12 protein-coding genes are annotated in these 14,142 nt (G+C 62.9%); 6 read left to right on the forward strand and 6 right to left on the reverse strand.

What is annotated here, in order from left to right:
• Positions 1 to 33 precede the first annotated feature (33 nt).
• Complete coding sequence (locus tag ANI01nite_RS08065; protein WP_038993294.1) at positions 34 to 879, reverse strand: HpcH/HpaI aldolase/citrate lyase family protein; 846 nt, start codon at positions 877 to 879, stop codon at positions 34 to 36.
• A 608-nt stretch (positions 880 to 1,487) separates the two neighbouring features.
• On the opposite strand from ANI01nite_RS08065, the gene ANI01nite_RS08070 reads away from it, so the two are divergent.
• Positions 1,488 to 3,203 (forward strand): amino acid permease, encoded by a 1,716-nt coding sequence (locus tag ANI01nite_RS08070; protein WP_371858948.1) that lies wholly within the window; start codon positions 1,488 to 1,490, stop codon positions 3,201 to 3,203.
• Here ANI01nite_RS08070 and ANI01nite_RS08075 read toward each other — a convergent pair.
• Positions 3,186 to 3,695 carry a DUF4262 domain-containing protein gene (locus tag ANI01nite_RS08075; protein WP_141357267.1) on the reverse strand — a complete coding sequence of 170 codons (510 nt, stop codon included), beginning with the start codon at positions 3,693 to 3,695 and terminating at the stop codon, positions 3,186 to 3,188. The two genes, ANI01nite_RS08070 and ANI01nite_RS08075, sit on opposite strands and share 18 nt — an antisense overlap.
• Before the next feature lie 121 nt (positions 3,696 to 3,816).
• Positions 3,817 to 4,992: an NAD(P)-dependent malic enzyme gene (locus tag ANI01nite_RS08080; protein ID WP_141357269.1), complete on the reverse strand. Its 1,176-nt coding sequence runs from the start codon at positions 4,990 to 4,992 to the stop codon at positions 3,817 to 3,819.
• Positions 4,993 to 5,372: 380 nt separating this feature from the next.
• On the opposite strand from ANI01nite_RS08080, the gene ANI01nite_RS08085 reads away from it, so the two are divergent.
• The 4 genes from ANI01nite_RS08085 (at position 5,373) to ANI01nite_RS08100 (ending at position 9,075) form a co-directional block, all read left to right on the forward strand.
• The gene (locus tag ANI01nite_RS08085) at positions 5,373 to 5,762 is read left to right on the forward strand and encodes a helix-turn-helix domain-containing protein (RefSeq protein ID WP_066141726.1); all 390 of its coding nucleotides are present in this window, start codon (positions 5,373 to 5,375) and stop codon (positions 5,760 to 5,762) included.
• On the forward strand, positions 5,759 to 6,616 hold the full coding sequence (locus ANI01nite_RS08090) for a hypothetical protein (protein WP_141357271.1): 858 nt from the start codon (positions 5,759 to 5,761) through the stop codon (positions 6,614 to 6,616). Before ANI01nite_RS08085 ends, ANI01nite_RS08090 begins: the two co-directional genes overlap by 4 nt.
• Before the next feature lie 152 nt (positions 6,617 to 6,768).
• Complete coding sequence (locus ANI01nite_RS08095; RefSeq protein WP_141357273.1) at positions 6,769 to 8,010, forward strand: aminotransferase-like domain-containing protein; 1,242 nt, start codon at positions 6,769 to 6,771, stop codon at positions 8,008 to 8,010.
• Between the two features lie 114 nt (positions 8,011 to 8,124).
• Positions 8,125 to 9,075, forward strand: coding sequence for an intradiol ring-cleavage dioxygenase (locus ANI01nite_RS08100; RefSeq protein ID WP_141357275.1), 951 nt, complete (start codon positions 8,125 to 8,127; stop codon positions 9,073 to 9,075).
• 20 nt (positions 9,076 to 9,095) lie between these two features.
• Here ANI01nite_RS08100 and ANI01nite_RS08105 read toward each other — a convergent pair whose 3' ends face one another.
• The 3 genes from ANI01nite_RS08105 to ANI01nite_RS08115 are packed head-to-tail and all read right to left on the reverse strand — an operon-like array spanning position 9,096 to position 12,608.
• Positions 9,096 to 9,866: an IclR family transcriptional regulator domain-containing protein gene (locus ANI01nite_RS08105; protein WP_073707778.1), complete on the reverse strand. Its 771-nt coding sequence runs from the start codon at positions 9,864 to 9,866 to the stop codon at positions 9,096 to 9,098.
• Positions 9,867 to 9,885: 19 nt separating this feature from the next.
• On the reverse strand, positions 9,886 to 11,736 hold the full coding sequence (locus ANI01nite_RS08110) for a bifunctional sugar phosphate isomerase/epimerase/4-hydroxyphenylpyruvate dioxygenase family protein (protein ID WP_141357277.1): 1,851 nt from the start codon (positions 11,734 to 11,736) through the stop codon (positions 9,886 to 9,888).
• Complete coding sequence (locus ANI01nite_RS08115; RefSeq protein WP_141357279.1) at positions 11,736 to 12,608, reverse strand: shikimate dehydrogenase; 873 nt, start codon at positions 12,606 to 12,608, stop codon at positions 11,736 to 11,738. The genes ANI01nite_RS08110 and ANI01nite_RS08115 overlap by 1 nt, the downstream gene beginning before the upstream one ends.
• A 152-nt stretch (positions 12,609 to 12,760) precedes the next feature.
• Here ANI01nite_RS08115 and ANI01nite_RS08120 point away from each other — a divergent pair, with 152 nt between their 5' ends.
• The gene (locus tag ANI01nite_RS08120) at positions 12,761 to 14,101 is read left to right on the forward strand and encodes an MFS transporter (protein ID WP_141357281.1); all 1,341 of its coding nucleotides are present in this window, start codon (positions 12,761 to 12,763) and stop codon (positions 14,099 to 14,101) included.
• Positions 14,102 to 14,142 lie beyond the last annotated feature (41 nt).

Below are 14,142 nucleotides of genomic sequence, written 5' to 3' on the forward strand. Positions count from 1 at the left end.
CGGGTCCTTTGCTGTTGGAAGAAGGTTAGTACCCTAGGCGTTCCACAAGCCGTAGGAGTCGGCCAGGTCGGCAATCTTCTGGGCACGGGCCAAGCGAGGCAGGTACGAGCCGTCGCCCACCGATGCGCCCGCGGCATGCGCTTCGAGCAGTTCCATGGCCCAGGACAGTTCGTCTTCGCTTGGTGCCAGTGCGGCGTTGATGCCATCAACGTGGTCAACGGACAGGGACAGCTTGCCGGTCATGCCCATGGAAGCGGTAACGCGGGTTTCCTCGGTCACCTTGGCCGCGTCGGCACCTGCTGGCGGTGGCCCGTCGATTGGGCCGGGCAGCTTGCCGACACGCGAAGCGATGACGAGGCGGCCACGTGCGTAGGCCAGGGCCATCGGCTCATCGGAGATGCCGGTGTCCTTGCGGAAGTCGTTGATGCCGAATGCCAGGCGGAAGGTGCCCGGAGCCGAAGCGATCTTCGTTGCATTCTCGATGCCCAAGGCGGTTTCGATCAAGGCCAGTACCGGTGTGCCCGCGCGCAGGCGCATCGCGCTGTAGGTCACTTGTTCAGGCTGCTCGGTCATGGCCAGCATGATTCCGCGCAGGCCGGGGGCGCCGGACAATGCGGCAAGGTCATCGGCCCAGAAATCGGTGTCAATGCCGTTGACGCGCACCCAGGCAGTCATGCCATTGGACAGGGCGCGTACCACGTTGTCGCGAGCCTGGATCTTCTGATCATCAGGAACGGCAGCTTCCATGTCGAAAATCACCGAGTCCGCTTCACATGCTAGTGAAGGGGCGAAAGTTTCCTCCTTGGCAGCATTGACCAAGAGCCAGGAACGGGACAATTTTGCAGGAAGAGCCGCAGCTCGACGATTTCGGAATGCCATAAGTCCTACACTACTCACTTGCCACGCACAGCTTCCACTGGCCATGTACAGTATTTGCTTCAAGTGAACCGGTTGCCTTGAAATACAACGCAAAAGCAACCGGGTTTCGTGGTGCTCCTGTGCGCCAGCCTGGCTGTTCTGCAGCGAAAAGTGCGCCTGGATTTCGTGGTGATCCTGTTGTTCCCCTTTTATTGGATCTGCCGTTTCCGATATCCAACGGCAACGTGCACAAAGCTGGAAATGATCACCGATAATTCTGAATCAGCTAATCAAGCGCATCACGCTAATTCCATTCGCCGGAACCGGAGAAATTCCTTCATGGATATTCGATTGGTTTTCTTCCTTGCCCATTCCTGCCAGCTTTGCGACTGGCCACTTCGATTAATCGCTCCCAAGGGCCAGGCCTGCTCCCCCAGCTATTGTGCGAAGCAGCTTGCAGCATCCTTTGAGACAGGTGCATATAACGAATTTCACAACTGTTAAGCCTGCTCGCACTCTGCGTTGACGGCCAAATATAGTCGGTCAATGCATCTGCGATAACCTCGTTCTGCGGTCTAGTCCTTCCTCCCAGCGGGCCGTCTCCTTCGACAAACCGAAGGGATCTGCTCATGAAAGGTGCAGCCGTGGCGAACGATTCCACGCAACTGAAAACCGATTCCTCCGGAACGAAACTTGAGCGCGGCCTGTCCAGCAGGCATATCCAGCTCATGGCGATCTCCGGAGCAGTTGGCACCGGCTTGTTCATGGGCTCCGGCAAGACCATCTCGGCAGCCGGACCGTCGGTCATATTCGTGTACATGATCATCGGCTTCATGCTCTTCTTCGTCATGCGCGCCATGGGCGAGATCCTGCTCAGCAACTTGAACTACAAGACTTTCGCAGATTTTGCCGGAGACCTGCTGGGGCCTTGGGCCGCCTTCTTCACCGGCTGGACCTACTGGTTCTGCTGGGTTGTCACCGGCATTGCCGACGTAGTCGCCATCGCCCAGTACGTCGCCTACTGGTGGTCCGAGATCCCGTTGTGGCTTCCTGCGCTGTGCTGCATCCTGCTATTGGCCGGATTGAATCTGCCAACTGTCAAGGCCTTCGGCGAGACCGAGTTCTGGTTCTCGTTGGTGAAAATCGTCGCCATTCTGGCCTTGATTGTCTGCGGACTGGCCATGATCGCCACCGGTTTCAGCTCATCAGAGGGAGACACCGCGTCCTTCGTCCACCTCTGGGCGCACGGCGGCATGTTCCCCACCGGTTTCATGGGCTTTGTCGCTGGCTTCCAGATCGCTGTTTTCGCGTTCGTTGGCATTGAATTGGTTGGCACTGCAGCGGCCGAGACCAAGGACCCTGAGAAGAATCTGCCCAAGGCGATCAATTCCATTCCGCTGCGCGTGATCCTGTTCTACGTCGGTGCGTTGACCGTCCTGATGGCCGTCACGCCCTGGTACAAGTTCTCCGCTGATGAATCGCCATTCGTCGGCATGTTCTCGATGGCCGGCTTGGCTGCGGCTGCGGGTCTGGTTAATTTCGTTGTCCTGACGGCGGCGGCTTCCAGCGCCAATTCCGGAATCTACTCCACCTCGCGGATGCTGCGCGGCCTGTCCCAAGATGGAGATGCTCCGAAGAAGTTCAGCAAGCTGTCGACCACGCAGGTACCGCGCAATGCGTTGCTGTTCTCCTGCATGTTCCTGCTTGCCGCCGTGGTCCTGCTGTACGCGGGCGACTCGGTGGCCCAGGCGTTCACGTTGGTCACCACGGTGTCTGCGTTGTGCTTCATGTTCGTCTGGTCAATGATCCTGATCAGCTATTTGGCCTTCCGCAAGCGTCGCCCGCACCTGCATGATGCCTCGAAGTTCAAAGTTCCCGGCGGGATGGGAGCCCCATACATGGTGCTCGCCTTCTTCGTCTTCATCCTGTGGGCATTGACCACGCAGGCTGATACGCGCGCCGCGTTGCTGGCTACTCCGCTGTGGTTCCTCGTCGTTGGACTGTCCTACCTCAAGGTGCGCAAGTCCGATAGCCACCAGGCGCTGCGTGCAGCGCATCAGGCAAAAGTTCTCGCTGAAAACGAGGCAGCGGCGATTTACCGGAAAGCTAGATGCTCCGCAAGAATTTCCTACGACGAGTTGCGCTCCAGTACTGAGGCTCGAAACCCTCGGGCATCTGCCGGTACCGTCCAGCATGCGCCGCATGAGGGCCGGACGGACCATCCAATTCAGGCCTTCTGTGCAATTCAAGCATTAGCTAGTCCGACCCAGCTCAACAAAAAGCTCATCTCGCGCCCAGATATGCACCTCGCGGACTCTTGCTCCAGATCAAGCGACGCGGCGTAGATCCGCGGACAGCGTCTGCGGCTGGATATTGACGAAGTCCAACGGCATCATGCACTGGAGCCTCGAAACTGGGGCCTTACCAATAATCAGACGCGAGATGGGAAGCTCAGGCAATGCGGCCGAAGACTCCTTGAAGGTGAGCTTGCTGAACAAAGACGTACTGTGCTGGCCTTCCGAAAAGACCTGCCCGTGATCAACGACTTGCTCTGCAACATGGGAGAGCAAGGCGAAAACATCATCCCCGTCTCCCCCAACACTGGTGATTTCGGGATGCCCAATCGTGGTCAAGCCCAGCGTGTACCCAATAGCCTGCTGGTGCTTAGCTGAACCGCAGAGCACGATGGCATAGCCTTTCTCCTCTGTTTCATAGGCAGCGACGAGGCTGAGCAGGACCGTGTCGGGCAATGAGCTGCGCACAGTGAGGCGGAAGTCTGTAGGTTCTAGCATGGTGTCACTCCTGGAAGATTCGGTTCCATCCAGTTTTGCGCTCATTCATCACCCGCAGCAGAATCTTTCGCGATTGTGGATAACTTCGCCCAACGCATCCAGGGGTGCCGGGCACGAAAAAACTGCCTGCAACGGTAGGTTGCAGGCAGCTTTTCGCGTGAAATATCTACTGGTTCTTTTCGGCTTCCGCAGCCACAGCCGCAGCCACGGCAGGCATTACGCGATCGTCGGTTGCCGAAGGAATGATGTAGCCCGGAGCCAGGTCATCGCCGACCAGGTTGGCAATGGCGTGGGCCGCCGCGACCTTCATGCCTTCGGTGATCTTCTTGGCGCCCGAGTCCAGCGCTCCGCGGAAGATGCCTGGGAAGGCCAGCACGTTGTTGATCTGGTTCGGGAAGTCGCTGCGTCCGGTGGCTACGACCGCTGCATACTTCGCGGCGGCATCCGGCATGATCTCCGGGGTCGGGTTGGACAGCGCGAAGATGATGGCGTCCTTGTTCATCTTCGCCACCGCAGACTCAGCAAAGGTCGACGAGGAAAGGCCTACCACGACGTCGGCGCCATCCAGGGCCTCGGCCAAGCCGCCCATGACATCTTCGCGGTTGGTGCGCGCCGCCAGGTCGGCCTTGACCGGGTTCAGGTCGTCGCGTTCGCGGTGGATGGTGCCGCGCGAGTCGAGCACGATGACATCATCCACGCCGGCCGAAAGCAGCAGGTTGGTGACGGCGACGCCGGCCGAACCTGCGCCGGAGATGACAACCTTGAGCGAGCTGATGTCGCGGTTGGTCTGGCGGGCCGCACCGATCAGCGCTGCCAGCACCACGACGGCGGTGCCGTGCTGGTCATCGTGCATGACCGGGATGTCCAGGGCCTCGATCAGGCGCTTCTCGATTTCGAAGCAGCGCGGGGCGGAGATGTCTTCCAGATTCACTGCGCCGAAGCTCGGACGCAGGCGGATGACGGTCTCGACGATTTCATCCACATCGGTGGTGTCCAGCACCAGCGGAATCGAATCCAGTCCGCCGAATTCCTTGAACAGCGCGCTCTTGCCTTCCATGACCGGAAGCGAGGCGGCGGCGCCGATATCGCCCAGGCCGAGCACCGCGGTGCCGTCGGAAACCACAGCGACCAGGCGGGAAGCCCAGGTGTGGGTGGCGTGCTTGGCCGGATCATCGGCAATGGCTTGGGACACCTTGGCTACACCCGGGGTGTAGGCAATGGACAGGTCGCGCTTGGTATTCAGCGGCATCTGCGAGGAGACGGAAAGCTTGCCGCCGAGGTGGGCGTCGAAAATCTCTGCGTCGGTGATGGTGGACAGGTCTTTGGTGGATTCAACAGACATTGAATAGCTCTTCTTTCAAGAAAGTTCTGATTGACGAAAACGCAGTACCCACGAAATTGGTGGCAGAGCGTAGGAACGCGCATGACCATTCATCCGACCGCAACGGAGCGTGACCCACAGGCAATTAAGGAGGGTGTCAGGCTTCCATGTACACAATTCCCAATCGGGCTACGCCGGGTGAGGCTGAAGGATCCGTCATGGTGTGCCGGAAGATGGCTGGTCAGTACTTTCTTTAGACCTACGTTTTCCACCATACGGGAACCGTTTGGCGCAATTCAACCCCCTTTCGTCGTATGCGCGTCACAATTCAAGCGCCGCACGTTGCCGAGGCCCAGCGTCATGAGGTGCGGTTCAGGAGCATCTCGGGCAAAATTGGGGCCATGGCATCACCGACTTCAGCACTAGGCAGGGTCCGCACTTTCGAAGCGTTGGATGAGAAGACCACGGTGCGATTGCGCCGTGCGTTGGACGAGTCGAATGACACGACAGTATTCGTCAACGGCACTGCCCTGCAGCTGCCCAAGGAAGCCCATCAGGCGCTGATCGAGGTGCTGTCGCGCTTCGCCGATGGCGAGTCAGTCAGCATCGGCACGCCCGAGTTGCTGCTCAATACTTCCCAGGCGGCCCAGATGGCGGGCATCTCCAACAGCTACCTGCGCAAGCTGGCCGATTCCGGGATCATCCCGGTGGAATACCGCGGCACGCATCGCCGCATCCGCCCGAGCGCCATCCAGGCGTGGCTGGATTCGCGAGGCGAAACCGGAAAATGAGCAAGCCGGCCGGTTCATCCGCCAGCGCTCCGCAGGAAGTCGCCTGGTGGGATCGCCTGCTGATCCGCCTTCCCGGGTATTCCCTGTTCGCCTGGATGGGCGCCTACGGCATGCACCAGTCCGGCGACATCACCCTTGGCACCGCGGCGCTGCTCTTTTTCACGCTCGCCTTTCCCCTGCTAGCCGGGTGGCAAATCTTCCAGGTCCTGCGCAGCCGCCGGCGCACCCAGGCGTGGCGCGACGCCCAGCGGATCTCCCAAGGCCGGCTGGGCGTTCCCGACCTGCCAGAAATCCGCGCGAGCCTCGACCGGATCACCAGGACCCGCGCGCTTCGCCCAGAACCGAAAAAGCCGCGTTTTGGCAGCTTGGCCATCTTCCTCATCGTTCTCGGGGTGGCAGGGTTGGCCATCGCCGCAGGAATTCTGCTGGCCAAGCTCGGTGTTGCGGGCCTGTCGGCCTTCGCCATGGTCGGCATGCTGCTGGCCGCCATCAGGCCGTTGCAGCTCATGGGGGTGCAGAACCGGGCGCACCGCGCAGTGGTTTCCATTCCCGAAAAGCTCACGGAGATCCGCGAGCTGGTGATGCGCGAACGCCACGCACCCAGCGGGCAGCGCGCCACGCAAGCCGCCGATAGCGCACTGGATGCGTCATTGCTGATCATCGATGCTGCCATCGCCCTGTCCCGGTCCGGATATTTCCGTGCTTCTGCGGACTGCGTCGAGCTGCTGGCCCATTTGGCCACGCAGTGCTGGCTGGCGGGGAGCAAGCCCCGGAATCTTGCGGAGAAACTCCACAATCGCGTGAACGCGGCGCTGGCCCAGCTGGCCATCGAGGAGCGCCATCCCTCGCGCTGAGGCACGGAATCGCGTTGCTGGATGCCCAGGTCTTGCCAAGCCCTGAATTTCCTGCTGGAATACCAAAGTATTCTATTTGAAAACAATTCTTGTGCCGCACCCAGCGCAGGAATCACGCTCCCCGCCAGCGGGAGCCCCGGCCGAGGAGAACCATGACCACCGCATCACAATCGCTGACCACTTTGCACGAGTCCCTGCTTTCCGAGCGCGCGGCGGGAATCAAGCAGTCTGCGGTGCGCGACGTGTTCGAGCTGTCGCTGGACCCTTCGCTGGTATCGCTGGCCGGAGGCAACCCCTTCCTGCAGCTGCTCCCGCTGGAAAAGATCGGCGAGATGGCCCAGCGCATCATCGTCGAGCAGGGCCCCGAAGCTCTGCAGTACGGCTCCGGGCTGGGCACCCCCGAGCTGCGCGCGCAGATCATCGACGTGATGGCAGCCGAGGGCATCACCAATGTGGGCATCGAGGATGTCGTGGTCACCAACGGCTCCCAATCGGCCCAGGACATGGCCTGCAAGGTGTTCTGCAATCCCGGCGACACGGTGCTCTGCGAAGACCCGACCTATGTTGGCGCGCTGAACACCTTCGAGGCCTACCAGGTGACCGCCCGCCCGGTGGGCACCGACGAGAACGGGCTGATTCCTTCCGCCCTGCGCGAGCGCATTGCCGAATTGCGTGCGGCCGGCGAGCGCATCAAGTTCCTCTACACCATCCCGAACTTCAACAACCCCTCCGGCATCACGCTGGCTGCCGAGCGCCGCCAGGAAATCGTGGAGATTTGCCGTGAGGCCGGCATCCTGATCCTGGAAGACAATCCGTACGGCATGCTGCGCTACGAGGGCACCCCGGCGCCCACGCTGCGCAGCCTGGATCCGGAGAACGTGATCTACATGGGTTCCTTCTCCAAGATCTTCGCACCGGGCCTGCGCATCGGCTGGGCCGCGGTGCCTACCCACCTGTTCCGCCGATTCTATCTCGCCGGCGAAGCGGTAGCCCTGTGCCCGCCGACCCTGAACCAGATGATCATCAGCGCCTACCTCAACGAGCATGACTGGAAGGGGCAGATCAGCAAGTACAACGACCTGTACCGTTCGCGCCGCGATGCGATGCTCGCCGCCTTGGCCAAGTACCTGCCCGCTGGAGTCACCCACACCCATCCGGAAGGCGGATTCTTCATCTGGCTGACCCTGCCCGAAGGCATCGATACCTACGCACTGCTCCAGCAGGGCGTGAAGGCCGGGGTCATCTTCATTCCGGGTGCGGCATTCAGCCCCTCTGGCGAGGCCAGCAATAAGCTGCGCTTGGCGTTCTGCTCGGTAGACGAGGAAACCATCGCCGAGGGCGTGCGACGGCTCTCGCTGCTGCTTGAGCAGGCCATCGCCTCCAACCAAGGCTAGCGGCCAACCCTTCTCAGAATACCCACAGTGCCTCCTGTGCTGGCCCATGATCCGTCTGCATACGGTAGTGAACACGGCAAACAGCCCCATTTCACCTGGCTCAAGGAGTGCACTATGAATCCCCCACCGCGCTGGTTCGGAAACCGGCCGCTGCCGAGGCCCGAAGAAGATCTCGAGGACCAGGGGCTGTCCTTCGATGTCGGCACCCTGATCGAGCGGCGCAAGGTTCTGGCCGGTGTGGGCGTGGGCACGCTCGCGTTCGCCCTGGCCGCCTGCTCCCCCACCGGCAGCAAGGGCACCGCTTCATCCTCCACCGCTGCGGAGATCCCTGACGAGACGGCCGGCCCCTACCCGGGCGACGGGTCCAATGGTCCGGACGTGCTGGAGCAAAGCGGAATCGTCCGCAGCGACATCCGTTCCAGCTTCGGCACCAGCACCACAACGGCCGAGGGCATCGAAATGACCCTTGAGCTGAAGATCGTGGACATGGCCAATAACAACCAGCCCTTCGCCGGTGTGGCAGTGTACGTGTGGCACTGCGACCGGTCCGGGGAATACTCCATGTACTCCAGCGGACTGGAAGATGAGAACTACCTGCGCGGGGTCCAGGTGGCCGATGCCGACGGCATGGTGCGCTACACCAGCATCTTCCCGGCATGCTATGCCGGTCGCTGGCCGCACATCCACTTCGAGGTGTACCCGGATACCGATTCGATCACCGATCACACCACAGCGATCGCCACCTCGCAGGTCGCCTTGCCACAGGAGACCTGCACCGCGGTGTACGCAACCACCGGCTACGAGCAGTCGGTGAAGAATATGCAGGGGGTGAGCCTGGACTCGGACAACGTCTTCGGCGAGGATTCGGGAGCCGCCCAAATGGCAACCGTCACGGGGAACACCGGCTCCGGCTTCACTGCCAGACTCACGGTCAATGTGGATACGAACACCGAACCTGCCGGTGGCGGGGCTCCGGGAGGCATGCCTTCCGGCAACGCCCCGGCAATGCCCGATGGGCAGCGGCCGGGCAACGCCCCGACAGCTCCGGCACCGTCCGGCTCGTAGCGGCAGGATTGGAGGGATGCTCAGGCCAGCCGGCCGCCGAAGTCGTCTGCGATCGCCGTGGCGGCTTCGCGCAGCTTGGGCAGCAGGATCTGCTTGATGGCCTCGGGGTTGTTGCGCCCGGCCTGGACCGAGATGTTCAGCGCCCCGAGCAGCTGGTTCTTGCGGTAGACCGGCACGGCCAGGCCGCGCAGCCCCTCGTCGAGTTCCTGGTTGACCAGGGACCAGCCCTGCTCGCGCACCGTGTCCAGTTCCCTGCGCAACGCATCCAGGTCCGCCACCGTATGCTCTGTGTACCGCTGGAGCTGCACGCGCTCCAGAAAGGATTCCTGCTCGGCCTCGGCCAGCTGCGCGATCAGCACGCGTCCCATCGAGGTCGCCCAGGCCGGCAGCCGGTTGCCGATGGACACGTTCATCAAATGCAGGCGCGGCGCGGCGACACGTTCCACATAGAGGATGTCCTGGCCTTCGAGCACGCACAGGGACGAGGTCTCCTCCAGTTCGTGCGCCAGCGATTGCAGGTGGGCGGTGGCCGCCTGGGGCAGCGTGAGCCCGGAGAGGTAGGAAGCTCCGATGTCCAGCACCCGCGGGGTCTGCCGGAAGGTGCTGCCCTGCGCTTCCAGGTACCCGAGATCTGCCAGGGTGAGCAGGAACCGCCGGGCCGAGGCCCGGGTCTGGTCCGTAGCGGCCGCGACCTGGGAGACCGTCAGCTCGGTGGCGCCGGCATTGAATGCCAGCAGCACGGCCAAGGTCTTTTCCGTGGATTTAACGAAATAATCCGGCCGCTGTTCCACTCGACGGTCCCCCGTGTTCCTAGTTCCTGCTCCAGCGGTTGCTCTCGAATTGCGCAGCCAGCCGGACCGGCGCATTGGGCGCCCCGTACCCATCGTAGCCAGCACGGCGCTCAACCACCTCGAAGAACATGTTCCCGAGCGTCTTGGTGTAGAAATGCAGGAACTCGCCCTGCTCGTCCCGGTCATAGAGCAGATTCAGCTCCTTGAGCGTAGCCAGCAGCTGCCCGTCCAGCTCGAAGCGGGCGGCCAGATCCTCGTAGTAGTTGGCCGGCACCGGCAGGAATTCCATCCCCCGGGCACGGGCGGAACGCGCCAGCTGAACGATGTCGCCGGTGCGCAGGGCCACATGCTCCGGGTACTCGTGATGGCGCTCGATGGCTTTTTCCAGCCCCTGCGGCACGATGTTCAAGGCCAGCCGGACGCAGGAGTCGGCGGTGCGCAGCACCTGGGAACGCACCAGCCCCATGGGGCTGGGCACCTCGGTGCCCGGCATCATTTCCAGGTTGAGCACGCTGCTGTAGAACAGCACCGATTCATCGAAGCACTGCCAAGGCTGGGCCAGGTTGATGTGGTCGATACCGTCCACCGCAGGATTCCCGGTTTCCGGCGCGGCCTCGCCGGCGTCCAGGAATTCGCGTTCCCAGTTGCGCGTATTAGCTGGGGAGCTGAAGAAGACCTCGGTTTCATCCGGGGCCAGGAAGCCGGGCAGCTCCTGCTCGTGGTGCGTCTGCTGGCGCGGGACCTTGGTGGCCAGCAGCGACGTGCCGCGTGCGCCCCCAGCGCCCGGATCAGGAACCTGCACGCCGAAGCCGGAGACCGCCGCTTCGACGCCGCGGCTGCGCTGGGAGTTGATGATGATCCGGGCCTCGCCCGAAGCCCACAGCTGCACCGGCTTGCGCCGGTGCTGGCCCTTGAAGGCAAAGCCCAGCTGCGCCAGCATCCCTGCCACGCGCTCCGGGTCCTCGGTGCGGATCTCGGCGAAGTCGAAAGCCGTGGCTTCCTGGGCCCCGGGCAGCGCCTCCAGCTCCAGGGCCGAATGCTGGCCGCTGCCGGCCAGCAGCCCGGCGGCCTGGGACTGCAGCCACTTCAGCGAGCGCAGCCCGTCAATCGCGGTCCGCTCGACATTGGACTGGCGGAAGACGTCATTGAAGATCTCCAGGGAGACAATGCCTGCATAGCCGGAGCGGACCAGGTGGAGCATGAACTCATCCAGCGCGAAACCGCCCTGGCCCGGGAAGAGCCGGTAATGCCGCGACCAGGAGAGGATGTCCATGGACAGTACCGGAGCGTCGGCCAGCTGCACGAAGAAGATCTTCTCGCCGGGGATCTGCGCGATCTGCGCCGGGTCATCCCCGCGCGAGAGAATGTGGAAGCTGTCCAGGCACAGCCCGAAGTTCGGCCGGTCCACACCCTGCACGATGCGCCAGGAATGCTGGTAGGTGTTCACATACTTGCCCCAGGCCAGCGCCTCGTAGGCGATGCGCACGCCGTAGCCGGCGGCCAGCTCGGCCAGCTGGCGCAGCTGCGCGATGAACAGCTCATCATTATCGATGGTGGCGGTGGCGACGTTGGAGCACAGCAGCACCAGGTCCATGCCCAGCCGGTTCATCAGCTGGAACTTGGCTTCGGCGCGATGCAGGTTGGCCTGCAGCTGCGCTTCGGTGACGCCCTCGAAGTCGCGGAAGGGCTGGAACAAGTCCAGGCCCAGCCCCAGCCGGTCGGCCATGGCCCTGACTTCTTCCGGGGACATCGGGCTGACCAGCAGGTCCTGCTCAAAGATCTCGATCCCGTCGAATCCGGCCTTGGAGCAGGCCAGCATCTTCTCTTCCAGTGTTCCTGACAGGCATACGGTGGCGATTGATGTGCGCATCAGCGTCCTTCTTCCAGCATGGCCAGCAGGTGAGCGCGCATCCGCGCGGCATCCGGCTTGATTCCGGTAATGATTTCGAAAGCGTCCACCGCCTGGCCCACGGCCATGTGCCCGCCGTCCAGGGCCTGGCAGCCCAACGCGCGGGCGGCGGTGATCAGCTCGGTGTCCACCGGGCGGTAGATGCAGTCGGCCACCCAGTGATGCGCAGTCAGCGCCGCGATATCCAGCGGCAGGCCCGGGTGGTGGTGCATGCCGATCGGGGTGGCGTTGAGCAGCCCGTCCTTGCCAGGCAGCAGGCCCGGCACCTCATCCGGGGTCGCGGCGAAGATCTGCGCCTGCGGGAAGTGGCTGCGCAGCTCTGCCACGCGGTGCTCGACCCGCTCCGCGTCCAAATCCACGATGTGCAGCTCGGTGGTGCCCGAGTCCAGCAGGGCGTAGGCCACGGCGGCCCCGGCGCCGCCGGCTCCCAGCTGCAGCACCTTGGCCAGGTTGGCTCCGGGCAGCCCGCTGGCCAGGGCGCGGGCGAAGCCGGAGGCGTCGGTGTTGTGCCCGTAGAACTTGCCGTCCTCGATGAGAACGGTGTTTACCGCGCCGATCTTCCGCGCGCTGTCCGAGATCCCGTCGAGGTGCTCGAGCACCAGCTGCTTGCAGGGGTGGGTGATGTTGAAGGCGTTGTAGCCCAGCTCGGCTCCGGCGGCCAGTAGCGTCCCGACATCCTGCCCGGGCCGTTGCAGCACCGCGAGGTCGATCGGCCGGTACAGGTAGCGCAGGGATTGCGCGTCGGCTTCATGCTCGTGCATGGGAGGCGTGAGCGAAGGCATCACGCCCTCGCCGATCAGTCCCACCAGGAACGACTCGCTGGGTGTACTCATTTTCGTCGCTGCCCTTCAAAATTGGCATCAGGTCTTGCCCTGCTTGTGATTTGCATCTACTGTAAACCAATGAACACATTCCGAACAAGTGTACGGAATGCGCACACTTAGGACGAGTTCCCCTCCAAACCACTCGATCAGGGAGTATCCCGATGCAAGCTGCACACCAGGCAACGGCGCCCGACGGCACCGGAAGCCCCAAGCGCACTCCAGTCAAGGCGGCCGTCGCCAGTTTCATGGGAAGCGCCGTTGAATACTACGATTTCTTCATCTTCGGCTCCGCCGCCGCGCTCATTTTCCCGCATATCTTCTTCCAGGATACTTCCACCAACGCAGCGGTGATGTCGCTGGCGACCTTCGGCTTCGCCTATGTGGCACGCCCCATCGGAGCCATCTTCGTCGGGCACTTCGGCGACCGCGTCGGCCGGCAGAAGGTGCTGATGTTCACGCTGATCCTGATGGGCGCCTCCACCTTCCTGATCGGCTGCCTGCCCACCTTCGACCAGGTCGGCTGGCTGTCCCCGATCCTGCTGGTCTTCGCCCGCCTGTGCCAGGGCCTGTCGGCTGCCGGCGAGCAGGCCGGGGCCTCCTCCATGTCGCTGGAGCATGCGCCGGACCACCGCCGCAGCTTCTTCACCTCCTGGACGCTGACCGGCACCCAGGGCGGGCAGATCCTGGCCGCGCTGATCTTCATCCCGGTGGTCGCCCTGCCCGATGAGATCAAGTACGGCATCGGCTGGCGCATCCCGTTCTGGCTCTCTGCCCTCGTCGTGATCGTCACCTTCTTCATCCGCCGCTCGCTGCACGAAACCCCGGAGTTCGAGGAAGCCAAGAAGAACAACGAGATCGCCAAGCTCCCGCTGGCGGTGCTGCTGAAGTTCCACTGGAAGGACGTGCTGCGCGTCATCCTCTGCGCCTTCATCGCCGCGGTATCCACCGTCTACGGCACGCTGGCCATCTCCTACGGCAAGACGATCGGCAACATGGACGAGTCCATCACCCTATGGCTGGTGGTAGCTGGCAACATCGGCGCGCTGTTCACCCAGCCACTGTTCGGCATGCTGGCGGACAAGATCGGGCGCAAGCCGGTATTCATCTACGGCGCGCTGGGCTCCGCGGCCTTCATGCCGTTCTACCTGCGCTCCATGGAAACGGATAACGCGCTGGCGCAGTTCGGCCTCTCGGTGCTGGTCTTCTCCTGCGCCTATGCCGCGGCCAATGCGGTCTGGCCGAGCTTCTACGCCGAGATGTTCTCTTCCCAGGTCCGCTTCTCCGGCCTGGCCATCGGCACCCAGATCGGCTTCTTGATGGCAGGGTTCGCCCCGTCCATCGTCGCCGCCTTGGGCGGCCTGGAAGCCAATGGGTGGGTGCAGATCAGCATCTTCACCGCGGCGATCTCGCTGATCGCCTCCGTGGCGGCGATGACCGCGCGCGAAACCTACCGGGTGCCCACCACGGAGCTGGGCAGCAAGATCGAGAAGGTCTCCAGCTAGGGGCAAGACCCAGCCACAGGCCCCAGCCGAAACCGGGCAGC

This window comes from Glutamicibacter nicotianae (assembly GCF_006539525.1).
GTDB classification, from domain to species: domain Bacteria; phylum Actinomycetota; class Actinomycetes; order Actinomycetales; family Micrococcaceae; genus Glutamicibacter; species Glutamicibacter nicotianae.